The organism is Ruania halotolerans, assembly GCF_021049285.1.
GTDB lineage: Bacteria > Actinomycetota > Actinomycetes > Actinomycetales > Beutenbergiaceae > Ruania > Ruania halotolerans.
This window is the reverse complement of sequence record NZ_CP088017.1, coordinates 2327130-2351107: the sequence shown is the minus strand read 5'-3', so window position 1 is coordinate 2351107 and position 23978 is coordinate 2327130. Positions and strand designations below refer to the sequence as shown.

At 67.9% G+C, this 23978-nt stretch carries 21 protein-coding genes and 1 tRNA gene; 9 read left to right on the top strand and 13 right to left on the bottom strand.

What is annotated here, in order from left to right:
- Nucleotides 1-16: 16 nt before the first annotated feature.
- The 5 genes from LQF10_RS10435 to LQF10_RS10415 all read right to left on the bottom strand — a co-directional run bounded on the left by LQF10_RS10435 (nucleotide 17) and on the right by LQF10_RS10415 (nucleotide 5043).
- The gene (locus tag LQF10_RS10435) at nucleotides 17-1261 is read right to left on the bottom strand and encodes a beta-ketoacyl-[acyl-carrier-protein] synthase family protein (RefSeq protein ID WP_231063790.1); all 1245 of its coding nucleotides are present in this window, start codon (nucleotides 1259-1261) and stop codon (nucleotides 17-19) included.
- Between the two features lie 102 nt (nucleotides 1262-1363).
- Nucleotides 1364-1612, bottom strand: coding sequence for an acyl carrier protein (locus LQF10_RS10430; protein ID WP_231063789.1), 249 nt, complete (start codon nucleotides 1610-1612; stop codon nucleotides 1364-1366).
- Nucleotides 1613-1719: 107 nt separating this feature from the next.
- A complete protein-coding gene (locus LQF10_RS10425; RefSeq protein WP_231063788.1) occupies nucleotides 1720-2778 on the bottom strand; it encodes a beta-ketoacyl-ACP synthase III in 1059 nt (352 codons plus the stop codon).
- The gene (locus LQF10_RS10420) at nucleotides 2778-3749 is read right to left on the bottom strand and encodes an ACP S-malonyltransferase (RefSeq protein WP_231063787.1); all 972 of its coding nucleotides are present in this window, start codon (nucleotides 3747-3749) and stop codon (nucleotides 2778-2780) included. Before LQF10_RS10420 ends, LQF10_RS10425 begins: the two co-directional genes overlap by 1 nt.
- 115 nt (nucleotides 3750-3864) lie before the next feature.
- Nucleotides 3865-5043 (bottom strand): PucR family transcriptional regulator, encoded by a 1179-nt coding sequence (locus tag LQF10_RS10415; protein ID WP_231063786.1) that lies wholly within the window; start codon nucleotides 5041-5043, stop codon nucleotides 3865-3867.
- Between the two features lie 78 nt (nucleotides 5044-5121).
- On the opposite strand from LQF10_RS10415, the gene LQF10_RS10410 reads away from it, so the two are divergent.
- On the top strand, nucleotides 5122-5814 hold the full coding sequence (locus LQF10_RS10410; RefSeq protein WP_231063785.1) for a hypothetical protein: 693 nt from the start codon (nucleotides 5122-5124) through the stop codon (nucleotides 5812-5814).
- Between the two features lie 165 nt (nucleotides 5815-5979).
- On the opposite strand, the gene aceE is transcribed toward LQF10_RS10410, so the two are convergent.
- Nucleotides 5980-8739, bottom strand: coding sequence for a pyruvate dehydrogenase (acetyl-transferring), homodimeric type (gene aceE / locus LQF10_RS10405; RefSeq protein WP_231063784.1), 2760 nt, complete (start codon nucleotides 8737-8739; stop codon nucleotides 5980-5982).
- Nucleotides 8740-9011: 272 nt separating this feature from the next.
- On the opposite strand from aceE, the gene LQF10_RS10400 reads away from it, so the two are divergent.
- From LQF10_RS10400 to LQF10_RS10385, 4 genes are all read left to right on the top strand, one after another.
- Nucleotides 9012-9440, top strand: coding sequence for a DUF3052 domain-containing protein (locus tag LQF10_RS10400; protein ID WP_231063783.1), 429 nt, complete (start codon nucleotides 9012-9014; stop codon nucleotides 9438-9440).
- Entirely contained in the window at nucleotides 9437-9922 is a 486-nt protein-coding gene (locus LQF10_RS10395) for a redoxin domain-containing protein (protein ID WP_231063782.1), read from the top strand. The genes LQF10_RS10400 and LQF10_RS10395 overlap by 4 nt, the downstream gene beginning before the upstream one ends.
- Nucleotides 9923-9941: 19 nt before the next feature.
- A complete protein-coding gene (locus tag LQF10_RS10390) occupies nucleotides 9942-10706 on the top strand; it encodes a glycerophosphodiester phosphodiesterase family protein (RefSeq protein ID WP_231063781.1) in 765 nt (254 codons plus the stop codon).
- A 34-nt stretch (nucleotides 10707-10740) separates the two neighbouring features.
- A tRNA-Val gene (locus tag LQF10_RS10385) sits at nucleotides 10741-10817 on the top strand.
- Between the two features lie 758 nt (nucleotides 10818-11575).
- On the opposite strand, the gene LQF10_RS10380 is transcribed toward LQF10_RS10385, so the two are convergent.
- The 5 genes from LQF10_RS10380 to LQF10_RS10360 form a co-directional block, all read right to left on the bottom strand.
- Nucleotides 11576-12133, bottom strand: a complete 558-nt coding sequence (locus LQF10_RS10380; RefSeq protein WP_231063780.1) for a dihydrofolate reductase family protein — start codon at nucleotides 12131-12133, stop codon at nucleotides 11576-11578.
- 112 nt (nucleotides 12134-12245) lie between these two features.
- Complete coding sequence (locus LQF10_RS10375; RefSeq protein ID WP_231063779.1) at nucleotides 12246-13217, bottom strand: NAD-dependent epimerase/dehydratase family protein; 972 nt, start codon at nucleotides 13215-13217, stop codon at nucleotides 12246-12248.
- Nucleotides 13214-15910: an alpha/beta fold hydrolase gene (locus LQF10_RS10370; RefSeq protein WP_435531451.1), complete on the bottom strand. Its 2697-nt coding sequence runs from the start codon at nucleotides 15908-15910 to the stop codon at nucleotides 13214-13216. The genes LQF10_RS10375 and LQF10_RS10370 overlap by 4 nt, the downstream gene beginning before the upstream one ends.
- A complete protein-coding gene (locus LQF10_RS10365; protein WP_435531450.1) occupies nucleotides 15904-16926 on the bottom strand; it encodes a 3-oxoacyl-ACP synthase III in 1023 nt (340 codons plus the stop codon). Before LQF10_RS10365 ends, LQF10_RS10370 begins: the two co-directional genes overlap by 7 nt.
- Before the next feature lie 239 nt (nucleotides 16927-17165).
- Entirely contained in the window at nucleotides 17166-17492 is a 327-nt protein-coding gene (locus LQF10_RS10360) for a YciI family protein (RefSeq protein WP_231063777.1), read from the bottom strand.
- Nucleotides 17493-17518: 26 nt separating this feature from the next.
- Between LQF10_RS10360 and LQF10_RS10355 the strand changes: the two genes are divergently transcribed.
- From LQF10_RS10355 to LQF10_RS10340, 4 genes are all read left to right on the top strand, one after another.
- Nucleotides 17519-17656 (top strand): hypothetical protein, encoded by a 138-nt coding sequence (locus LQF10_RS10355; protein ID WP_231063776.1) that lies wholly within the window; start codon nucleotides 17519-17521, stop codon nucleotides 17654-17656.
- 387 nt (nucleotides 17657-18043) lie between these two features.
- On the top strand, nucleotides 18044-18655 hold the full coding sequence (locus LQF10_RS10350) for a TetR/AcrR family transcriptional regulator (protein ID WP_231063775.1): 612 nt from the start codon (nucleotides 18044-18046) through the stop codon (nucleotides 18653-18655).
- A gap of 313 nt (nucleotides 18656-18968) precedes the next feature.
- A complete protein-coding gene (locus tag LQF10_RS10345) occupies nucleotides 18969-20363 on the top strand; it encodes an MFS transporter (RefSeq protein WP_231063774.1) in 1395 nt (464 codons plus the stop codon).
- A gap of 172 nt (nucleotides 20364-20535) precedes the next feature.
- A complete protein-coding gene (locus LQF10_RS10340) occupies nucleotides 20536-21630 on the top strand; it encodes an AAA family ATPase (protein WP_231063773.1) in 1095 nt (364 codons plus the stop codon).
- A 98-nt stretch (nucleotides 21631-21728) separates the two neighbouring features.
- On the opposite strand, the gene LQF10_RS10335 is transcribed toward LQF10_RS10340, so the two are convergent.
- Together LQF10_RS10335 and LQF10_RS10330 are read right to left on the bottom strand one after the other, a co-directional pair.
- Nucleotides 21729-22832 carry an ABC transporter permease gene (locus LQF10_RS10335; RefSeq protein WP_231063772.1) on the bottom strand — a complete coding sequence of 368 codons (1104 nt, stop codon included), beginning with the start codon at nucleotides 22830-22832 and terminating at the stop codon, nucleotides 21729-21731.
- Between the two features lie 2 nt (nucleotides 22833-22834).
- Nucleotides 22835-23974, bottom strand: a complete 1140-nt coding sequence (locus LQF10_RS10330) for an ABC transporter permease (protein WP_231063771.1) — start codon at nucleotides 23972-23974, stop codon at nucleotides 22835-22837.
- Nucleotides 23975-23978 lie beyond the last annotated feature (4 nt).

The window sequence follows — 23978 nt, the reverse complement described above, 5'->3', positions numbered from 1 at the left end:
TGTGCTGCTCGAGAGCTCAGGCGCTCGTGATCACCAGCGCCACGTTGTGCCCGCCGAAGCCGAATGCGTTGTTGACCGCGGCGATCTGACCTGGCGGCAGCTCGCGCGGTGTATCCCGGACCAGGTCGATCGGTAGGCCCGGCTCCGGGTCGCTCACATTGATCGTGGGCGGAGCCTTGTGGTCGCGCACCGCGAGGATGGTGAACAGGGACTCCAGGGCTCCAGCGCCGCCGAGCAGGTGGCCGGTCATCGACTTGGTGGCCGAGACGGCGACGTGATCGGCATCGTCGCCGAGGGCGGCACGGATGGCGGCCGCCTCGACGCCGTCACCGGCTGGGGTGGAGGTGGCGTGCGCATTCACGTGCACCAGATCAGCGGCGGTGATGGCGGCGTCCTCCAGGGCGAGCTGGAGCGCACGGGACTGACCCGCTCCCGACGGGTCGGGAGGGGCAACGCTGTACGCGTCAGCTGTCATGCCCGCACCGCAGACCCGGGCATAGATGGTGGCGCCGCGAGCGATCGCGTGCTCCTCGCGCTCGAGCACCAGGACGGCGGCGCCCTCACCGAGCACGAATCCGTCCCGGTTCACGTCGTAGGGGCGGGATGCCCCGGCCGGGTCGTCGTTGCGAGTGGAGAGGGCCTGCATCTTCGCGAAGGACGCGATCGGCAGCGGGTGCGTCGCAGCCTCGGTTCCGCCCGCCACGACGACGTCTGCACGCCCGGTGCGGATCATCTCCAGTGCGTAGCCGATCGCCTCTGCGCCCGAGGCGCAGGCCGAGACGGGCGTGTGCGAGCCCGCCTTGGCGCCGACTTCGATCGAGACATACGCGGCGGGGGAGTTCGGCATCAGCATCGGGACCGTCAGCGGGAGCACCCGCCGGGCGCCCTTGTCCCTGATGGTGTCCCAGGCATCCACCAAAGTGGTGACGCCACCGATACCGGAGGCGATCACGGCACCGATGCGCTCACCGGGAAGGTCGGGAGCTCCAGCATCGGACCACGCCTGCCGGGCGGCGATGATCGCGAACTGTGCGCTCGGATCCATCCGCCGCATCTCCTGACGGGCAAGCACATCCCCGGCAGGGACGGCGAGCTGTCCGGCGAAGGTGACAGGGAGCTCGTACTGCGTCACCCAGTCCTGTTCGAGGGTGCGCACACCGGACCGGCCCGCCAGGGCACCGGCCCACGTGCTCTCAACGTCGCCCCCCAGCGGGTTGGTGGTACCGAGACCGGTAACGACGACGTTCGGCTGGTCCGTCATGAGAACTCTCCTCCAGAGAGGGGCGATGTGGTGAAGGTCGCCGGGCGCGTCATCCGGTGAGGATGAACGCGCCCGGCAGCGCCGGTGGCCCGGCGCTGTGCTTCAGGCCTGTGCCTGGGCGATGAAGGAGACAGCGTCGCCGACGGTGGTGAGGTTCTTGACCTCTTCATCCGGGATCCGGACCTCGAACTTCTCCTCGGCGAGGGTGACGATCGTCATCATCGACAGCGAGTCGATGTCCAGGTCATCGGTGAACGACTTGTCCGACTGGACGGCGTCGGTGGCCAGCCCGGTCTCTTCGTTCACGATCTCGGCGAGTCCGGCGAGGATCTCCTCGTTGCTGTGCGCCATGCTTGCTCCGTTTCTCAAGGGTCGTTCGTTGTGATCGGGTCCAGTGTTGCCGACTGGGGCGCTCGCTCGCTACACGGCACGCGGTTGCGCGATGTGTCTCACACCGGTCATGGCAGCACCACGACCTGCGAGGCGTAGACCAGACCTGCACCGAAACCGATCTGGAGGGCAATGTCTCCACTGTGGGCCTGTCCCTCGCGGAGCAGTCGCTCGGTGGCCAGCGGGATCGAGGCGGCGGAGGTGTTGCCCGTGTCGGCGATGTCGCGCCCGACCACGACGTCGTCGCGGAAGTCGATGAGCTTGAGGAGCTGGTCGGTGATGCGCATATTCGCCTGGTGCGGGATGAACACGTCGATGTCCGCCAGCGTCAGCCCTGCCGCCTCGACGGCCTGCCGGGCGATCGAGGGCATCGTGGAGATCACCCACTTGAACACGGTGGGCCCCTGCTGGCGCAGCGTGGGAGAGGTGATCTGGCTGACTTCCTCCGCCAGTTCGGGGGTGTCGGCGGGTACGGGTTCGCCGAGCTCGGCACGGCGATAGTCGAGCCAGGAGCGCGTCTGGTAGATCGCGCCAGCCTGTGCGCCGTCGCTGCCCCACACCGTGGGTGCAATGCCGGGCGTCTGTGAGGGACCGACAACGGCGGCACCGGCGCCGTCACCGAGCAGGAAGGAGATCGACCGGTCGGTGGGATCGATGAAGTCGCTCATCTTCTCCACGCCGATCACGAGCACGTACTGGGCTGTTCCCGCGCGCACCAGGGAATCGGCCTGGGCGATTCCGTAGCAGTATCCGGCGCAGGCGGCGGAGATGTCGAAGGCGGGCGCCGGGGTAGCCCCGATCGCGTCGGCCACGAGCGTGGCAAGGGACGGGGTCTGCTCGAAGTGGGTGACCGTGGAGACGAGTACCGTGTCCACGTCCGCGCCGGTGATCCCCGCTTTCTCGAGCGCGTCATTGGCCGCGGCTACCGCAAGGTCCTTGACGGTGGTCTCAGCGTGCGCGCGGGCTCGAGTGCTGATCCCGGTGCGCTGCCGGATCCACTCGTCGGAGGAGTTGATCGGACCGACGATGTCATCGTTGGGGATGACGTTCTCACCGCGGAACCCACCCACGGAGAGCAGCTTGCTACCGGGAACGGCGGGGCGGAGGGTGAGTGTGGGCTTGGTCATCAGGACTCCTGCGGTGGCTGGCGGTGGGTGCTGCGGATGATCAGTTCCACGGCGGCGTCAAGATCGTCGGGGGACTTCAGGGCGACCGTCTCCACCCCTCGCATGCTGCGCTTGGCGAGCCCGGTCAGCACGCCCGCAGGGGCAAGCTCCACGGCGGCGTGCACTCCGCTGGCGAGAATCGCCTCCTGGCACTTGTCCCACCGTACCGGTGAGGAGATCTGTGCCACGAGGCCGTTCAGGGCTTCCTGGCCCGAGCTCACAGTGTTCCCGGCAGCGTTGCTGAGCAGGCGAATCCGGGGATCGGCCGGATCCAGCGCGGCAGCAGCGTTACGGACCCGCTCAACAGCCGGTGCCATGTGCTCGGTGTGAAACGCTCCGGCGACCGCCAAGGGGATCACCCGGGCGCGGGCCGGTGGTTCGGCTCCCAGTGCCCGGAGATCGTCCACCAGGCCCGCGGCCACCACCTGGCCACCACCGTTGACGTTCGCGCCCAACAGGTGGTGGGCGGCGAGTGCGGTGTCCACCTCGTCCGGGTCACCACCGACGACGGCGCTCATTCCCGTGGGGGTCGCGGCGGCTGCCGCGGCCATCGCTGCGCCACGCACGCCCACCAGGGCAAGGGCATCGGTGGCATTGAGCACACCGGCCGCGGCCGCAGCCGTGAACTCACCGACGGAATGGCCAGCGGCGATCTCCACCCACTCGGCCCGATCAGTCAGCGCTGGGTCGTGGGCTACCAGCGCCTGCTCCAGGGCGTGCAGGCTGAGTAGCGACGTGGCCACGATGAGTGGCTGGGCGAGTTCGGTGTCTTTGATGGTCTCTGCATCAGCGGTGGTGCCGAGCTGGTGCAGGTCCACGCCGGCGGCGCCAGCCAGCGTATCGAGGAACGCTGCCGCCCCGTCGAGCTCGAGCCATGGCGCGAGCATGCCGGGAGTCTGTGCGCCCTGGCCGGGGCTGAGGAGTGCGATCACCGTTCTCACCTTTCCGTCGTCGATGCGATCTCGGGCACGACGGATCGCACCACGATGCTAGGGGGCGTTTGTGTGCATCCTACAAAAGTGCCGCCATGGCCGAAGGTCGGGCAGATCAGAGCGCCACCCCCTGGGCGAGTTGGCCCACAGCGATCGCGATCTGCAGCACGAACCCCTCCCGCGGGTCCACCGGATCCCAGCCGGTGACGGCGGCGATTCGGCGGAGCCGGTACCGCACCGTATTGGGGTGTACGTAGAGTTGGCGTGCTGTGGCCTCGAGGGAGCGGCCCTCGGTGAGGTACACGCTGAGCGTCTCCAGCAGGGGGCCGCCGACCTGTTGCAGCGGGGCGTAGACCTGTGCCAGGAGTGTTCGCCGGGCGTCCGAATCGCCCGTGAGTACGCGCTCAGGAAGTACTTCATCGGCGAGCACCGGCCGCGGGGCGGAGGGCCAGGCACGGACGGCGTCGAGTGCCGAGAGTGCGGCGCGGGCGGATCGGCCGGCGTCGGCGAGTTCGGGTACCTCCGGGCCGACCACGACAGGCCCACTGCCGAATCGGTCCAGCAGTGTGTGCAACTGCTCGCGTAGATTGCCCTCGCCACCGAGCACCACGATCAACCTGCTGCCCTGAATCCCGACCAGCGCATCCTGGGCGGCTCTGCGCGCCGCGCGCCGCAGTTCAGCGGCATGGACCTCATCCATCGGCTCATCGGCAGTTCCCACGATCACCAGCGTGTTGCCTCGGCCCGCCCAGCCCAGCGCAGCAACGCGCGAGTGTAACGAGTCGTCCGGATCGCCGCGCAGCAGCGAGTCCACCACGAGGGCCTCCAGTCGCGCATCCCAGGCGCCGCGGCTTTCCGCGGCGCGCGCGTACACCTCCGCAGCAGAGAAGGCGACCTCCCGGGAGTATAGGAGCACCGCCTCACGCAACGTGGAGTGCTGGCCAGGCGCCGCGAGCTGTTCGGTGTGTTCCTCCACGATCTCCACCACGATGCGCACCAGCTGCAGGGTGTGCTGCAGGGAGATCGAGCGAGTCAGTTCCGGCGGTGCGGCACGGAAGATCTCGGCCGCGTTGTAGGAGCCTCTGCCGGGGTTCTCGTACCAGGTGATGAAGTTGGCGATCCCGGATTGGGCAACCAGCCCGATCCAGGAGCGGTCTTCGGCCGGCAGTGCCCGGTACCAGGCGAGTTCAGCGTCCAGGCGCCGCAGGGCAGCAGCCGTGAGTAGGTCCGTTCCGCCGCGCAGTCGCCGGATCATCTCCCCGGTGGACTCCGGGTGGTTCGCAGCGCTCGTCATGGGCTTGAGGGTACCCGCCGTGATTGTGGGATTCCCACAAACCACTGCAGGGATGGCCGGTGGCGATATCCTGGGAGCATGTCTTTCCTCAAGCGCTTCCGCGATGCACTGCGGTCCACACCGAGTTCGCGTGCGACGGCGGAGCGCGTGACGAGCGCACCGCCGCCGCCTGACGCGCCAGAGGAGGCCAAGCTGCGCGCCACGCTGGAGGAGAACCCCAACGATGTACCGGCGTTCGCCCGACTCGCGGAGATCGTGCGCCGGCGTGCGGCCGAGGTGGCTCATCCTGATCCGCTCAGCGCCGAGGCGGAGCCCGTCTCGACAGCGCGAGCCGAAGATACCGCGCATTGGGCGCTCGCTGAGGAGCTCGCAGGCCGTCCCCACGGGTGGTACCCGCTGATCGAGCTCGCGCGGCTCTCCCTCTCCGACGACAAGGAGGGTGCGATGCGTCGGCTCTCTGCAGCGTGCGAGCGGGAGACCGAAGGAAAGGCGCTGGTTGAGGGCATCAAGATGCTGCGAGCGGCGCATCTGCCGGCCGAAGCGCTCGGTCTTGGCGTGGGCCACTGGTCGCCGTCGGATCAGGACCCGGAGGCGGGCCGGCAGATCGTCGAGGCAGCGCTCGACGCTGGCCGGGTCAGCGACGCACGCCGGCACCTGAGCGATCTGGCCGAGTTCGGCTCCACCTTCGCGGCGACGCCGCGCGTCGTTGCCGAACTCGAACCATTCGTCGCTGCCGCCGAGGCAGAAGCCGATTCGGCCACGAGCCAGTAAGCACACGAACCGTCGCCGAACGTCACGTTCTGCGGTGTTTGTCCGGCACAACGCCGCAGAAGTCAGCGCTCGGCACGTGCTGAGGTGGCAGGTGCGAGACGCCGACGGCGGGGCGCCCACCTGATGAGGTGAGCGCCCCGCCGTCGTCGTGCGTAGGCGTCTAGCTCAGGAGTCTCCGCCTGCGGTCCCCGTGGTGCCGGCGTTGACGTCCAGCAACTGGTACTTCTCCACGGCCTGTCCGGGCACCGAGGCGTCCACCTCACCGCGCTGTGCCAATGCCTGCAGCGCGCGGGTGACGATCGACTGGGTGTCGATGAGGAAATGACGACGTACGGCCGGGCGGGTATCGGAGAAGCCGAAGCCGTCCGCACCGAGCGTCCAGTAGTCACCCGGCACCCAGGTGCGGATGAGGTCCGGCACCTGGAAGTCGTAGTCGGAGGTTCCCACGAATGGGCCACCGGCGCCGGAGAGCTTCGCGGTCACGTAGGCCTCGCGCTGCTCGCCGGAGGGGTTGACGAATGCCTCGCGGTCGGCCGCCAAGCCGTCCTTGCGCAACTCGCCCCAGCTGGTCACCGACCAGACTGCGGCACGCACGCCCCAGTCGTCGGCGAGGATGCGGCGTGCCTCCAGAGCCCACGGAACGGCCACACCCGAGGCCAGCAGCTGGACCACGGGGCCATCACCCTCGGTTGGTGCCTCAAGGCGGTGGATGCCCTTGAGGATGCCCTCGACGTCGACGTCCTCCGGCTCGGCAGGCTGGATCATCGGCTCGTTGTAGACGGTGAGGTAGTACATGACGTTCGGGTCGCGGCCTTCGCCCGTGGTGGCCTCGGCGCCGTACATCCGCTCCAGTCCATCCTTGACGATGTGGCGGATCTCGTACCCGTACGCCGGGTCGTACTGCACCACGGCCGTGTTCGTGGCGGCGAGGACGGGGGAGTGGCCGTCGGCGTGCTGCAGGCCCTCACCGGTCAACGTGGTGCGCCCGGCGGTGGCTCCGATCAGGAACCCGCGGGTCAGCTGGTCACCGGCGGCCCAGAACTGGTCACCGGTGCGCTGGAAGCCGAACATCGAGTAGTAGAAGTAGAACGGCACCATCGGCTCGCCGTGCGTGGCGTAGGAGGTGCCCACGGCCTGGAATGCGGCAGCCGATCCGGCCTCGTTGATCCCGGTGTGCAGCAGACCACCGGTCTCGTCCTCCTTGTAGCTGAGCAGCAGCTCGCGGTCCACAGAGAGATAGTTCTGGCCGTTGGTGTTGAAGATCTTCAGGCTCGGGAAGATCGCGTCCAGACCGAAGGTACGGGCCTCGTCCGGGATGATCGGCACGATGCGGTGGCCGAACTCCTTGTCCCGCAGCAGTTCCTTGAACAACTGCACGAGGGCCATGGTGGTGGCTGCCTCCTGCTGGCCCGACCCCTTGGCAAGGCGCTCGTAGGCCTTGTCCGCGGGAAGGGTGACCTGCGTGTACTTCGATCGCCGCTCGGGCAGGAACCCGCCGAGTGCACGGCGCCGCTCCATCATGTACTCGATCTCCGGAGCATCCGTGCCTGGGTGGTAGTACGGCGGCAGATACGGATCGGCCTCGATGGCCTCATCCGTAATCGGCAGGCGCAGCGAGTCGCGCAGGCCCTTGAGGTCGTTCTCCTTGAGCTTCTTCATCTGGTGTGTGGCGTTGCGGCCCGCAAAGGAGGAACCGAGCCCGTAACCCTTCACCGTGTGCGCGAGGATCACCGTGGGCGCACCGGTGTGGTGAACCGCGGCGTTGTAGGCCGCGAAGAGCTTGCGGTAGTCGTGCCCACCACGCTTCATCGCCCAGATCTCGTCATCGCTCATATTCGACACGAGCGACTTGGTGCGCGGATCGCGGCCGAAGAAGTGCTCGCGGATGAAGGCGCCATCCTCGGCACGGTAGGTCTGGAAGTCACCGTCGGGAGTGTTGTTCATCAGGTTGACCAGCGCGCGGTCCTTGTCGGCCTCGAGCAGGGCGTCCCATTCACGGCCCCAGACCACCTTGATGACGTTCCACCCGGCGCCGCGGAAGAAGCCCTCGAGTTCCTGGATGATCTTGCCGTTCCCGCGGACGGGACCGTCGAGACGCTGCAGGTTGCAGTTCACCACGAAGGTGAGGTTGTCCAGGTTCTGCTGAGCGGCGAGCTGGAGCATCCCCCGGGACTCGGGCTCGTCCATCTCACCATCGCCGAGGAAGGCCCAGACCCGCTGCTCGGAGGTGTCCTTGATGCTTCTGAACTGCATGTAACGGTTGACCCAGGCCTGGTAGATGGCCGAGGCCGGACCCAGCCCCATCGAGACGGTGGGGAACTCCCAGAAGTCGGGCATGTTCCGCGGGTGCGGGTAGGAGGGGAGGCCGCCGCCGGGGCGGGAGAGTTCCTGGCGGAACGAGTCGAGCTGATCTTCGCTCAATCGCCCCTCGAGGTAGGCGCGGGCGTACATACCCGGCGCTGCATGGCCCTGGAAGTAGATCTGGTCGCCGCCGCCGGGATGGTCTTTACCGCGGAAGAAGTGGTTCAGACCCACTTCGTACAACGTGGCCACGGAGGCGTAGGAGGAGATGTGACCGCCGACGGCGATGCCGGGCCGCTGTGCCCGCGTCACCATCACGGCGGAGTTCCACCGCAGGTAGGAGCGGTACCGGCGCTCGACTGCCTCGTCGCCGGGGAAGTAGGGCTCATCGTGAACGCCGATGGTGTTCACGTACGGGGTGGTGATGGCGGAGGGGACGGCCACGTCCCGCTCGCGGGCGCGCTTGAGCATATTCAGCAGGATGTAGCGCGCGCGTGGCCCGCCTCGGGCCTCGATCAGGCCGTCGAGCGACTCGAGCCACTCGCCGGTCTCGTCCGGGTCGATATCCGGCACCTGGCTCAGTAGGCCGTTGATCAGAGGTCCGGCTTCATTGCGTGAGGTCACGACACTTCTCTTCTCTCCGCACCGGGTCACGGCGCTCGGCGATCCATCCTGGTCGGTGTGTGGACACCGCAAGGGACTGCGCTGACGATCCTATTGTCCCGGCTTGGCATAGTCTCAACATCTTGGGGCAGATGTGACATCCCCGACATCGGTCCCGTGACGCGAGCGTGATCCACACCGAGGCCGCTGCAGTTGCGCTCAGGCGGGCATGTGCGGTTCGGTTGTTCCACACCTCCGCCATCCGGGCGGGGAAGGCGAAGGAGAGGGTAGACGTGGCAGGGACCGCGAGCACCGAGGACCGCGACGGTTCCCGGTTCGGGGTGAAGCAGGGACAGGTCATCCAGGAGTTCGGGTACGACGACGACGTCGACGAGGAGTTGCGCGCGGAAGTTGAGGCTGCCACGGGTCACGAACTCGTGGACGAGGGATTTGACGATGTGACTGACGCCGCCATCGTCTGGTGGCGTGAGGACGATGGTGACGTACACGACCTCACGGACCTGATGACCGACTGCCTCACCACGCTCGAGGACGGTGGTCTGATCTGGGTGTTCACCCCGAAGCCGGGGCGCCCGGGGCATGTTCGCCCTCCGGAGGTGGACGAAGCAGCCAGAACGGCAGGTCTGCATTCCACGAGCACGATCTCTGCTGCGGAGAACTGGTCCGGCTTCCGTCTGACCACCCGCGGGCGCGGTCGGTGAGCGATACCGCTCAGGTGATTCCCGCCGTCGGGGAGGTGGCCCCAGAGTTCGCTGCACGGGATATGCACGGGGGCACGGTCACCCTGGCCGAGCTCAGGGGAGCGCCGGTCTTGCTGGTGTTCCTTCCCTTTGCTTTCACGCGAGTCTGCGGCAGTGAGGTGGCGGCGCTGCGGGAGCGGCACACAGAGTTGACTGCAGATGGCACCCGGGTGCTGGTGCTCACCTGCGACTCGATGATGACGTTGCGCGCCTGGGCCGAAGCGGAGGAGCTGCCGTTCGACCTGCTCTCGGATTTCTGGCCACACGGGCAGGTGGCACGCGCCTACGGCGCGTTTGCGGAGGGCGACGGGGCCCCGAATCGGGTGAGCGTGCTGGTCGGTGCGGATGGCGTGGTCCGGTGGACGACCAGCAGCTCTCGCGGGGTGGCGCGCGACGTTGATGACTATCTGACGGCGATCCGGGCATTGCCGTGTGCCGCGTGAGTGTGTGCGAGGTGCGTCCATGAGGCTTCCGCCCGGTCCGCTCGCGCTGGCCCATCGGGGCGGCGCGGGCCTGCCGGCCAATGCGGGAATCGAGAACAGCCTCACGGCGATCCGCAACGCGGTCGAACTCGGCTACACCTACATCGAGACCGATGTGCGCGCCAGCAGCGACGGCGTGCCCTTCATCGTCCATGATGCGGACCTGCGCAGGATCACCGGCGATGCGCGCCAGGTGGCTGACCTGAGTGCTGCGGAACTACGGGCTGCCACGCTCACCGGTGGAGCCGCCATCCCCACTCTGGCGGAGATGCTCGAAGAGTTCGGCCATCTGTGGGTGAACCTGGACCTCAAGTCCGACGATGTGGTTGAGCCCGCGATCGAGGTGGTCCGCAGCCACAGTATGGGCGAACGCGTGGTGGTCGCGTCCTTCAGCACGGCGAGGCTGCTCCGCGTGCGCAGGATGGCCCCGGAGTTGGCGACTTCGGCGACCCCGCGCGAGGTGGCTGCGATGCTGATGGGCCGGTCCCGGTCAGCAGCCCGCAACGGTGCCGTGGCGGTGCAGGTGCCGAGGCGATGGCGGGGGATCGAGATCACCACGCCTGCCTTCATCCGGCGCGTGCACCGTCAGGGCATGCAGGTGCACGTGTGGACGATCGACGACGTCGCCACCATCCGCACGCTGCTCGACCGCGGTGTGGATGCGATCGTCTCCGACCGGGTGGACGTGCTGCGCGAGGTGCTGATGCAGCGCGGCCAGTGGCCGGCACCACCTCGGGACGCGTGACAGTGTCGGGAGTTGGTACTGTTTTCCCTTGCCAGGGCCTATAGCTCAGTTGGTTAGAGCGTCGCGTTTACACCGCGGATGTCGGGGGTTCGAGTCCCTCTGGGCCCACCATTGTGCTGACTCGGGACATCGTTCATAGATGTCCCGAGGCATCGTTCATCTTCGAGGGGCTCGGCCAGCGGCCGGGCTCTTTGTCGTTGTTGCGCCAGTAGCTGCGGGTGGGGTCGATGGTGTTGGTGGCTAGGACTTCGCCGGTGGTGCGGTGGATGACGGTCGCATACGGCTTCGGGGCGACACCGGTCGCGAACTAGTTCGGAACAGATGCGCCACCGGTGCTTGCCGGGAACAATCTGATTTGGATACGGCGAACTGCCCAAGATGCTGTTGCGGCCGGTTGCAGTCTCAGCTTTCCGAGTCGGCTTCGGAGCCTGCGCGGCACTCTTTGCCATTGCGCTCGCAGCCATCTCAATACCGTTCTCGATTGTCCGTTGGATGAGTTCCTTGGCATCGGACCACGCACGGACGCGCCGACACGAGCTCGAGGCAGAACGCGCAGATCAGGTTCCGCGGCCCACCGGTGCACCGGTCCGTTCCCGTCGATGGCGGTGATTCTCCCGTTCGGTGCCGCGCGAACAGGCGGCGCAGATCACAGCCTTCTGGCCCGTGTATCCACGCTGCGAGCGTGCCCGTCCCGCCGTGAAGGACCGCGACCAGGCCCGCCGACGACGGGGAGCCGGCAAGCGATCGTGGTGGGTGGCTTCTTGCCCGGCTGCAAGCCCTGCAAGCCCACCTGCGACCCATCAGCCGCTCGATCGTGCAGCGGGCCACACGGATGCACTCCCGGTTCAGCTAGGCGCGGATCCAGTCGGTCATCGACCGGGCTGGTACGTCAGAGCCACTGCCCCCGACCGGAACTCGTGGCGCCCCATGAGCTTCAGCTCGAGCCGCTCGCTGAGGCCGGCGAGCAACGTCGGTCCGTGGCCGGCGAGCACAGGCTGCACGACGAACTCGTACTCATCGATCAATCCCAGGTCTGCCAGGGCCAGCGGGAGGGTCACGCCACCCACGAACAGGCCTTCGCCTGGCTCCGCCTTGAGCTGCTGAACGGCGTTCCCGAGGTCGCCCTGCACGAGCTCTGCGTTCCAATCGACCTGGTCCAGGGTGCTCGACACCACATACTTCTTGGCCTTGTCGATCTTCCCGGCGAAAGCGATGTCTCCGTCATCCATCCAGTCAGGCCACGTTCCCGTCGCCGGCTGCCGCCACGCCGCTTCCATCATCTCGTAGGTCACCCGGCCGAACAACAGGGCGTCGGCTCGTTCCAGACTGGCGGCCCAATAGCGATGGGACTCCTCATCGGGAGTGCCCACCCGGTGATCGACGCAGCCGTCGAGGGTGACGTTGATCGAGTATCGCAGCGGCCTCATCGGTTGCTCTCCCTAGCGTACGGTCGCCGCCTCCTGGCGGAGGCGCCATCGTACCGGCGCCACCACCGGTTCTTCTCGGTTTCCTGCTCAGGAATCTCGTTGTGGTCGTGGCTCACGCCTTGCGATAGAACCGGGCCAATCGGGCCATGCCCTCATCAATGCTCACTCGTGGCTGCCATGCGAGGGCCTCGCGCGTGCCGCGTTGGTCGAACCAGTGCGCCGTCGAGAGCTGTTCGGCGAGGAACCGGGTCATCGGCGGTTCATCCTGCCCCGGCCGCCACGCCCAGATCCGCTCCACGGCGCCACCCGCGGCGCGAGCCAGGCTCCCGGGAATGCGCCACGAGGGAGCAGGCACACCTGCCGCGCGGCACATCCCAGCGATGAGCTCGGCCACAGGGCGCGGTTCGCCATTGGTGACGACGTAGGCGCGGCCGCGTGCGACCTCGGCGCGCTCCACTGCCGCGAGCATCGCATCGGCGGCATTGTCGATGTACGTGGAGTCGATCAGCGCTGCACCGTCATCCAGCAGGGGGAGTCGGCCCCGCCGGGCACGATCGACGATCCGCGCCACGAGTTGGGGATCGCCAGGGCCCCACACGAGGTGCGGTCGCACGGCGAGGACCGCCAGGCCGGGGGAATCGTAGGAGAGCGCGAGCAGCTCGGCGGCAGCTTTCGTCTGCGCGTACTGCCCCAGCGTGCCCTCGGGATCGGCGGGCTCGGCGCCTACCCCCACGAGCGCATTCCCCACGTGCGCGACCGAGGGGGAGGAGACCTGGACGAAGCGCTGCACACCCGCCGCTCGGGCCGCCTTCAGCAGATTTCGGGTGCCCTCAATGTTGACGCGCCTGAACTCGGCTGGCTCACCGGCGAGTGAGACCTTCGCCGCGAGGTGCACCACCGCGTCCTGGCCGCCGACGGCGCGGCGCACCACCGTCGCATCTGTGATGCTCCCACGGATGTCTTGGACCCCGGGAGCCCCGCTGGGACGCCGCTGCAGTGTGGTGACCTCGTGACCGGCGCGGGCGATCTGAACCGCGACTGCGCGGCCCAGGAAGCCACTCGCGCCTGTGACCAGCACCTTCATCGTGGAGCCGCCGCGCGTTCGCCTGCGAGCACCCGCTGCGCCCACACCTGCAGCGCACCGCGGTCGATCTTGGAGTTGTGCCGCACATCAGTGGGAAGCTCAGGGACGGTCAGGACGGCGGCCAGCGCAGTGGAGCACGCAGTGCGCGCCTGCTCGGCGATCGCGGCCGTGGCCAGGCCCGCGCGCCGCGCCCGCGGGTCGGTCTCCACCACTGCGACGGCCTGCTGGACCCCCGGCGGCCCGACGCCGACGATCGCCGCCCGCTGCACGCCCGCGGCACGCTCCACCTCTTGTTCGGGTCCGACCGGGGCGAGTGGGCCGGCCGCCGTCGTGAGCACATGCGCAAGTCGCCCTTCGATCCACAGCCGTCCCTGGGCGTCGAGATGGCCGACATCACCCGTGCGGTGCCACCGACCACCGTCGTCGGGAGTGGCGCGGGTGGCGGCGAGGTCGGTCAGCCAGAGGCGGTCGTAGCCGTCTTTGAGGTGCGGCGCACTCACCAGAACCTCACCGAGCACTCCGGGCTCTTGCGCCGGTGCACCCACGGCCATGCCACCGGAATCCAGCGCGCTGATACGCACCTGGGCGGCGTGCACCGGCCGCCCCACGCACACGCCGGCGTCGTCGGCGTTCGCGACGACGAGGATCTCCGGCAGTGTGATGTCGGTGACGAGCAGGCACTCGGTCATCCCGTAGGGGGTGTGCGCCACTGCCGTGGGCATGAGTTCGGCCACCGAGCCCAGCACCGCAGCGCTGACCGGTGCGCCGGTGGAGAGCAGCTGGGTGACGCTGCGCAAGGTGGCGCGGCCGTCGGCGGACAGCTCGTGTGCGGTCCGGGCAACGTTGCCTGCCGCGGCCGGTGAGAGGAACACGGTCGTGGCGCCCGAGGCGGTCACGGCGTCGGCCACGGCGCGTGCGGTGAGCGTGCGGGGCGCCGAGACGTCCATATCCGGCGTTGCCGAACAGGTGCCGAGGGCCGGCCCGAGCAGGGCGAACGGTGCGAAGCCGGTCACGAGTCCGGTCTCTGGCAACGGGTCGAGTTCGGCGATGAGCACGTCCCGCACGGCTGCCAGCTGGGCGTGGGTGTAGCGCACGCCCTTGGCGGGTCCGGTGGAGCCGGACGTGAAGAGCACGGCGGCGTCCTCATCGGGCCCCGGGTGTGGCGGGAGGTGCGCACCCTCGGAAAGGGCGCGTTCGCCGTCGCGCATCAGAGCGGGAAGCGAGGTGCGCACTCCCATGGCTGCCGCCACGACCGCGGGGAGGGCATCTGCCGAGATCCGGCGGCCCGGCCAGCCGAGCGCACGGGCGGCCATGAGCCCTCGACGCTGCCCGATCACGACGTCGGCCTGCGCTCCTCGCATGGCGCGGGAGAGGCCAGCCACCCCCAGACCGGCATCGGCCACCACCACGACGGCCCCGATCCGCAGGCACGCGTACACGCTCGCCGTGAGAGCCGGCCCCGGAGGGACGAGCAGACTGACGCGATCGCCCGCCCGCACCCCTGCGCCCAGCAGGCCCGTTGCGAGGCGTTCGACGTTGCGGGCCAGGAGTTGCCAACTCACCCGCACCGGCGAGTCTCCCGCCATATCGACGACGGCGATGTCGCGATCCTGGGAGCGCTCCTCGAGAGCGGCGCCGAGCGGGCGGAAGATCGGTTCGGCCGCGGCGCTGGGCCTGCCGCGTCCGCTCGATCCGGCGGGCGCGGTATCGGAGGCAGGGCTCGCATCGGGTGTGGGCAGCCAGTCGAGGACGGCGGACGCCCACGGTGCGTCCTCGGCCACCAGGTGACCCGCACCTTCGAACCGATGCACGCGGGCGTGCGGTAGTCGGCCGGCGAGGTCGTCGAGATAGCGGTCGCTGAAGATCGGGTCCCGCGGACCCCACAGCAGGAGTGCGGGAACACGCAGGCCACGCACGCCCTCGGCGATCGCCGTCAGGGCGGGCGAGCTGGAGTGCTCCTCGCCGATGGGGATGTCGGCAACGAAGTCACCGATCCCGCGTCGCCGTGCTGGGCTGCGGTAGGGCGCACGGTAGGCAGCCCGGATCGGCGCCGTCAAAGGTGGGTGGGCGAGGGCGAGGGTGGTCTCCAGGAACGCCGTGGTCCTGCGCGTTGCGGCGGTGAGCACCCCCGTGGCGCCGGCCAGGCGTAGCGGTGCCGGGATGGGTCCCGGGCCCTGGTGGACGGCCGTGTTGAGCAGGGTGATGCCGGCAAGTTGGTCCGGGTGTGCCAGTGCCCAGCCGAGGCTGATGACGCCGCCCCAGTCGTGACCAAGGGTGACGACGGGCCCGATGTCGAGGGCGTCGGTGAGTGCGCCGAGGTCGGCGATGCGCTGCGGGAGATCGCGGACCACCTCGGTGCGCTCGGAGAAGCCCATCTCGAGTTGGTCGACGGCGATGATGCGCCAGGCGGGGCCGCCAGCATCTGCCTGGGCAAGGCTCGCCGTCAGCAGGTGCCGCCACAGATAGGACCAGGTGGGGTTTCCGTGGACGGCGAGCACAGTTCCGGCAACCTGATGGCCGCGATCTTCGAGTGCGGGCCCGGTATCCAGGACGTGCCAGGAACGCAGCGCGGGTTCGGCGCGGCCGCCGGTATCGGTGGCCACGTCGGGGACCCGCACCACCCGGCTCCATGCGGCATCCAGACCGGGCAGGGTAGGGAGCAGAGGGGCGGGGATGCCGGCGCCGGTCACCAGATGATCTCCATGAGCGCTGTGTTGAGGCCGGAACCGACGCCCATGAGCACCACGCGATCACCTGGATGGAGGGACTCCTGCTCAGCGGCCAGGGTGATCGGCAGCGAGGCGGGGCCCACGTTGCCGAGGTTGGCGTATGTGGTCGGCACCCTCGCAGGGTCCAGGTCGATGGCGTCGGTGATGGCGTCGGTGTGTGCGCGGGAGACCTGATGAGTGACGAAGCGGTCGGCCTTAGACCAGCGCCACTCGGGTTCGGCCTCGCGCCAGGCGGAGACGACGAGGTCGAGACCGCCCTTGAGCAGGCCGGCGGCATCGGTGAACATGCCATCGGCGCTGCCCACGCACAGGTCGTGGAACTGCGTGGCCGCGCGCGTGACGCCGCCGAGCAGGCGATGGCTGCCAGGGTGATCCTCGGAAGCGCCGATCACTGTAGCGGCCGCACCCGAACCCAGGGTGAGGGTGGCGAACTCCTGCATGAGCTCGTCGCGGCTCGGGTGTGCATTCAGGAGCCGCTGGATCGTCGCCGCGTGGACGTCGGCGGCATTCTCTCCGGCGACGACGAGCGCGTGGCGGATCTGCCCGGTCTCGATCATGCTGGCGGCCAGGCTCATCCCGTTGACGAATCCGAGGCAGGCGTTCGTCACGTCGAAGTTCAGCGCGGAGGAGGGCAGGCCAAGGCCGTGGTGCAACCGAGCCGCCACCGAGGGCTCGAGATGCGGCCGCGAGACCGAGGTGTTGATGAGGAGATCGATCTCCTCGGGATTAACGTCCGCGTGCGCGAGCGCGCGGTTGGCGGCGTCGATGGTCCCGGAGTACATGTCCTCGTCCGGGGACCAGGTGCGGCGCTCCAGTACCCCGGCCACGCGTTCGAGGAGGGTCCGGGGCAGTCGGAGCCGGTCGAGAACCTCGGCCAGCTGCTCCTGGATTTGTGCCGAGGTGGTCACCGTGCCCGGCAGGCCCGAGGTGACCGAGAGCATGGCCGCTCTGGTGAATCGGGCGGTGTTGTTTCCGTGCACGTTCTTCCTGTCTGCAGCTGGTGGCGGCTTCCGCCGGGGCGTTGCGCACGATGCGGCCGAGCCTGCCAGAATACCGGCGACATCCGAATCGATGTACTTGCATCTTGCGCCAGTGGGACAACGCGCACCAGCGGAGGCATGCCCGCCTGTTGCTCGACCATGGCGGATCACCACTCGGCAGGGGCCGCCGCCTCGCACGGGGGTACGCGAACACGTTGAGCGGTCCCCAGGACCATGATCTAGGTTTGCAGCGGCCACACCTCGACCACCCCGTGGGCGACGGCGCATGGTGTCTTGGAGGCGATCTCTACGGCCTCGTCCGTGGTATCGGCGGTGATGACGGTGAAGCCAGCGATCGGGAGGTCGGAGCGCAGAAATGCCCCGTCGGAGGTCACGACCTGTGCGCGGTCGTGGTTGCGTACTTGGATCGGAGTCCCCGCGATGCCCATCACGGCTCCGGTCTCGCGCAGGCGCGCGTCGTGTTCGTGTGCCTCGTCCCTGACGTCGGGATCGGTGAGGTCGTATCCGGCGCGATCGCCATATCCGATGATGATGAAGGTGGCCATGTCACTTCTCCTTGCTCGATCCTGCCGTGGCTTCAGTTCGAGCGGTCCTCGCCCGATTCTCGGCGCAGGCAGCGAATACCTGGGCCGCCCTGGCGGCGTACTCACCTTCCGTGATGAACCTGGATTTCACCACGGAGCGCACCCGATTCACCGTCCGTTCCTGATCGTTCGGAATGTCCTCGACGCTAGACGGCTTTCGGCGAGCAGCCAACTCACTGCTTCGCTCTTGAGTCGTCAGTCGGCTGGTTGGACGGCGGCTCCTGGGAAGCGCTCCGGCAGGATGATGCGGAGACGGTTCGCGCACCGCAGCGCACCTACTCGCCACAGGAGCGCGGACCAGCGCAGTCGTCGAGCGCATGGATAACCACGACGAGCCGCACCTGGCGCGCGCCCTCCGTCGGTATAACCGGCGTACGGCGTGGCAGCGTCGCGAAGGAGTGGGCGCCCCGGGTACAGCAATTCACGCGTCAAGACGGGTGGTGAAGACGAGGCTTCGAAGGGGCGGGCACCGGCTAACATGGGCATGACAGCACGTGCTGGGAGGGTGTTCGGTGGCAGCGAGGACAACGGGCCCGAGCGCTCGCACCAGGGATGCCTCTGGGGATCGCACCAAGCGCGCGGACGCGTTGCGGAACATCGAGGCGATCATTGACGCCGCCACCCGGCTTCTCGCCGTCAATCCCGAGGCAAGTATCAATGACATTGCCAAGGCTGCGGACGTCGGGAGAGTCACCCTCTACGGCCACTTCGACTCCCGGGCGACGCTCATCAGTGCGGTCGTCGACCGGGCGATCGCCCAGACTCACGAGGCTCTAGCAGAGGTGAATCTCGACGGCGATCCGCGCGACGCGCTCAGTCGTCTGCTCGGGGCCACCTGGCATCTGACCCACCGGTTCGGTGCCATCGTGGTAGCGGCCTCTCAGGCGCTCGCGCCCGAGCAGATTCGCCGTGCCCACGAAGAGCTCGCTGCTCGCGTGCGCGGGGTGCTCATCCGTGGCCGGGAAGCTGGCGAGTTTCGATGCGACGTGCCGATCGACTGGCAGATCAGCCTGATTCAGGCAGTGCTGCACACTGCGTCCGATGCGGTGCACCGCGGTGAGATCACCGCCGACGATGCGCCGTCCTTGGTGTGCGACACCGTGCTTGCCGTACTCGCCGCCTGACGACTGCCCTGAGCGAAATCGTCTGGGCTGGGATACCGCCCGGTGATGCACGGTAGGTCTGCGCGGCTTTGACTCCCGGTGCCTGGTGCCTGGTGCCTGGTGCCTGGTGCCTGGTGCCGGGTGCCTGGTGCCTGGTGCCTGGTGCCTGGTGCCTGGTGCCTGGTGCCGGGCTGGCGTGTGGCTGCTGGTCGCGTGTGCCAGAAGGGTGCGCCGGCAAGGGTGCCCAGAACGTCGACACAACTTCTTGTCGAACACGCATGTACGAGTTAGTGTAGTCGTACATGCGTGTACGACTTAGTGGAAGGTGACGGTGATGGGCGGTCTTGACCCTGCGGTTCCGGAGGCGGCGACAGCCGCTGATCCTCGGCGCTGGCGCACGCTGGCCCTCTTGGGGGTGGCGCAATTGATGCTGATCGTCGATGTCACGGTCGTCGCGATCGCGCTCCCGGAGATGCAATCTGATCTCGCGCTGGACCGCAGCGGCGTGGCCTGGGTAGCGAGCAGTTACGCGCTGGTGTTCGGTGGACTGATGCTGCTGGGCGGCAAGGCGGCTGACATCCTTGGTCCGCGGCGAGTGGTGCTGACGGGCCTCGGTGTTTTCGTGGCGGCGTCACTGCTGGCGGGTCTGTCAGGCAACGGCGAGATCCTGCTACTCGCTCGGGTACTGCAGGGCGTGGGTGCGGCGGCAATGTCGCCGGCGGCGCTGTCGGTGATCGCACGCACATTCACTGGCGCAGAGCTGACCCGTGCCCTGGGCGTGTGGTCGGCGCTGGGGGGTGCGGGCGCCGCTCTCGGAGTACTTCTGGGCGGTCTACTGACCGCCGGACCGGGATGGCCGTGGGTGTTCTTCATCAACGTCCCGGTCGGCATCGCGCTGCTGATCGGGCTGCTGCGCTCGGTGCAGCGGCTGCCGGGTTCTGGCGGTCGAGTCGACGTGGTCGGCGCCGCACTGGTGACCGCTGCGACTGGCGCGCTCGTGTACGGATTGGTGGTCGCCGGGGATTACGGCTGGCTCAGCGCGCACACGTTGATCGCCGCCGGTGCTGCGCTGATCGGGTATGCACTCTTCGGGTGGCGGATTCACGCCGCCACCCTTCCTCTGATCGATCCGAGCATGCTCCGCCGCGGTCCGGTACTGCGCGCTCTCGCACTGATCTTCGTGGCGACGGCGCTGATGATCTCGGCGTTCTTCCTGGGCTCGTTCGCCCTCCAGCACCTGCACGGGTGGAGCGCCCTGGAGACGGGGCTGGCGTTCCTGCCCGTCGCGATCGGCACCGTTCTCGGCTCTACTCTCGCCGGCCGGATCATTCCCCGCCGGGGCGTACGCGCGGTCGCGGCGACGGGACTGGTGATCACGGCTGCAGGGTTCGCGGCAGCCGCCACGATCTTCTCGATGACAGTGCTCGTCGTGGCAACCAGCGTGGCCGGGTTCGGCATCGGCGCCGTCTTCGTTGCCGCCGCGGGCAGCATGTTTTCTGCAACGCACCCGCCGGAAGCGGGTGTCGCCTCCGGCGCACTCAGCACCTTCCACGAATTCGGTGCTGCAGCCGGTGTGTCCGCGGTCTCGAGTGTCGCTGCCGCGGCTTTGCTGGTACCGAGTTTCGCCGCCTTTGCGCCGGGCTACTGGTTCGCCGCCGTGGTCGCCCTGATTGCCTGTGTGGCCTCGCTGGCCTGGCACCCAGGGCCAGCGAATGATCCCGGCGAGTGAGGACGGTCGGTATGCGCGTTCGGCCCGCCGCGTACCCGTCGGCGGTCACGCTCGGGTGAGAGACGACTGTGCCCATGGCGTCGTTCCTCCATCTCGCTCAGGTAGGCCCTTATCTCGAACGGCATCGTACGAGTTGAGTCTTCGGTGTGGGTAGAGTGCGTACAGTCGCGGCATGGGCAGGAAGAACTACCTGGTGGAAGGCCCTTCCGGTGCAGGCAAGACGACCGTCTGCGATGAACTGCAACGGCGCGGTCTTCACGCCGTCCACGGTGACCGTGAACTGGCCTATCGAGGCGATCCCGAGACGGGTGAGCCGACGATCACCGGTGGCCACGAGCATCACATCTGGGATCTCGACAAGGTGCGACGCCTGGTGTCGGCCACGGACGAGCCCGTCACCTTCTTCTGCGGCGGTTCACGGAACTTCCAGAAGTTCATCCACCTGTTCGATGAGGTCTTCGTCCTGGACGTCGATCTCGCCACGCTCGATGAGCGCCTCCGTGTGCGACCCGAGGGCGAATGGGGTGCCCGTTCGGCGGAGCGAGAACGTGTACTGCAGATGCATCGCACGGGCGGTGATGTGCCGGAAGGCGTTCGCATCGATGCCACCGCACCGGTCGAGGTGGTTGTCGACGAGATTCTGCGCCGGTGTCGCGCCCAGTCCCCCGGCAGAGCGGAGCTGGGGGAGTGGACGGCGGACTTCTGGCTGGATCCCGCATGTCCGCTCACTCGCCACACCGCACGTTGGATCAGTCTGATCGCCGCCGAGTACCCACTCCGTATCCGCTGGCGGGTGATGAGCCTGTCGGTGCTCAACGAGCATCGTGGCGACGACCCCGAGGGTGACCCGGACGGCTACCTGTGGATTCCCGCCCGCGTCGCCACGGCAGTCCTCGTCGAGCATGGACACGACGCACTTGGCAGGTTCTACGACGCGCTGTGGACTGAACCCGACGGAACCGGTCGGGAGTGGATCGGCGACATCAGCGAAGCGCTGCACCGTTCGGCCCTTCCCCGTGGTCTCGCCGAAGCAGGCACGTCCACCGCCTACGACTCTGCGTTGCGCGCCTCCCACCACGATGGCGTTGACCGCATCGACGCTGAGATCGGCACGCCCGTTTTGGTCATCACGACCGCTGCCGGTGAGCGGCGAGCGATGTTCGGTCCAGTCCTGGGAGCTGTCCCCGCGCGTCAGGAGGCGATACGCCTGTGGGAAGCCACGCTGCTGATGACCAGCATCCCGGCTTTCCGCGAAATCACGTGCTGACGCCCTCGGCGAGGCTGGAGGAGGACGTGAAGGAGCGCGGCAACGCCGAATTCGTGCAAGCGCCGCCCCATGGGCGCAGTGACCGACCTCCTGTGCTTCTACTGGCCATGTGACACCTTCCGGCGACTCGCTCGTTGCGCTGCGAGTGCGGCGAGCGCCACGGCGAGAACTGTCGCCCCGCACAGCGAGGCCACAGCCCCGAGGGCCGGGCTGCTCGTGAATCCATGGAGCACCGGATTGGACCACTCGAAGACATACACGGGCGGCCACCAGGCGTTGATCGCACGAGCGAGCGGGGGCAGGGCTGAGACCGAGATGAACCCACCGCTCGCGAAGTAACTACCGAGTGCCACCAGAATGAGCGCGGGCTGGATCACGCGATGGGTTCTCAGGCCGACGGCGACCAACACGCCCACTCCGGCCGCTGCTGCCGTGGCCGGAAGGACGATCATGGTGGCCCGGAAGACGTCGTCGGGCTCCGCTCGTGCCCCGAAGGCCAGCGCCACGAGCACAGTGGGAACAGTAGCCACGAAGGCGAGGATCCACCCGGCGGCTGCTGCGCCTAGTCCCGCGATATAGCTACCCAGCGGGGTCAGGGCGATCTCCTTCTCCGTGCGATGCTCGCTGTCGACGGCGTAGAGGTTGGCAGAGATCAATGCGGCGCCGAGGAGCAGCGCGAGGATCACCGCTGATCCGCCCATGAAAGCCGTGCGTGGGACGTCCACCGGCTTAGCCCTGTCGATGATCGCGGTGATCTGGTCGGCATGAGCGGCACTGTCAAAGAGGTTCGCCATTGTCGTCACGCGCAGCCGTACGTTCTTCATGGCGTCGGTGTTGATGTTGTAGGTCGCGACTTCAACCACTCCGGTGGTATCGAAGTCGGGAGGGATCGTGATCGTCATGTGCAGCCTGCCGTCCAGGAGCTGCGTGGCTGCTGCAGTGGCGTCGGTCTCGACCACTCGGAAGTAGTGGCCGGTCGGCCCCTGGGTCTCGTCGATGGTGTGGGTGAGCTGGCGAGATTGTGCAGTTTCGGCCTCATCGACGACGGCGATCGGCCACGAGTCGCTCGCCCCGAAGATGAGGGAGGCAAGGACGAGAACGACGACGGGTAACGCCATCGTCTGCACGAGCAACTCCGGGCGGCGCCGGGCGATCCGAAGGTTGCGGGTGGTCATGGCAGCGAGTGCGCGAAGTGCAGTCATCATCATTGTCCTTGGGAGAAGCGGAGGGCTCGGGTCAACCGCCAGGCGGCGAGGGCGAGTACGGCGGTTGCGAGGAGGAGGCTTCCGATGACCCCCACGGTCGCGCCGTCCGGTTGGGGGAGCGAGGCAACCTCGAACCGCACCATGTCGAACAGCGGGGCTAGCGGGATCCCATGGGTCGCCGACCAGAGCAGGTCGACGGCGCCACCGTGAGCGAATCCGCGGATGTAGGACTCGTAGCCGTTGACGAGGAAGTGGGTGATCGCGATCATCACGGCGATCGGAATGAGCGGAAGTGATTGCCGCAGTGCGACCCCAAGGAGGGTGCCCAAGGCAGCTCCGTATATCCAGACGATGGCGAGCACGCCCACGGATGCCCACCCGAGGAGATTGACTGGGTAGCCGAGAACCCAGCCGATGCCCACCACCGTCACGGCTATCGTGACGAGGGACGTCGCGGCGCCGGCAATCCACTTGCCCACGACGAGCGCGGCAGGACCGCTCGGCGAAAGAACGAGCCCTTTCGCGGTGCGACCTTCCCATTCCCGGGCGATGCCGACACCGACATTGACGATGCCGGCGTACAGTGCGGCGAAGACGATCAACGCCGAGCCCAGGTAGATGGTCACCGGGATGTCATGGTCGAACGCGGTTGTCTCTGTGATGGTCAGCTGACTGGCCGGAGTCGTCGGTAGAGCCTGCTCGAACTGCCGGAGTGCTTCTTCGATACGGAGATGGTGGTTCTTCGTTCCGTCAGCGTTGATGTTGATCAGGGACAGCGTCACTGCCGGGCTATCGCCGGTATCGGAAGAGTGCGCAAATCCCTGCGGGATCGTCAGCATCGCGCCGGCATCCCCGTCGCGGTACATCTCGCGCGCCCGGTCCGGGTCCGTGGTGAGGATCTCGTAGTAGGGACCGTCGCCGTTGCGCATCTGCTCCATCACCTGGACGAACTCCGCCGATCGCGGCGTTGCGTCCTCGTCGGCGATGGCGATGGGCGCCGTAGTCGAGACGTGGATGACGATGGCGTACAGGAGGGTGAATGCGACCGGCACCAGGATGCTGATCGCGGCAAAGAGGGGGGCACGGAGGGTGACCGTGAGGTCCTTCTTGACGAGTGCGAATGCCGCTTTCGTGGCCACCGCG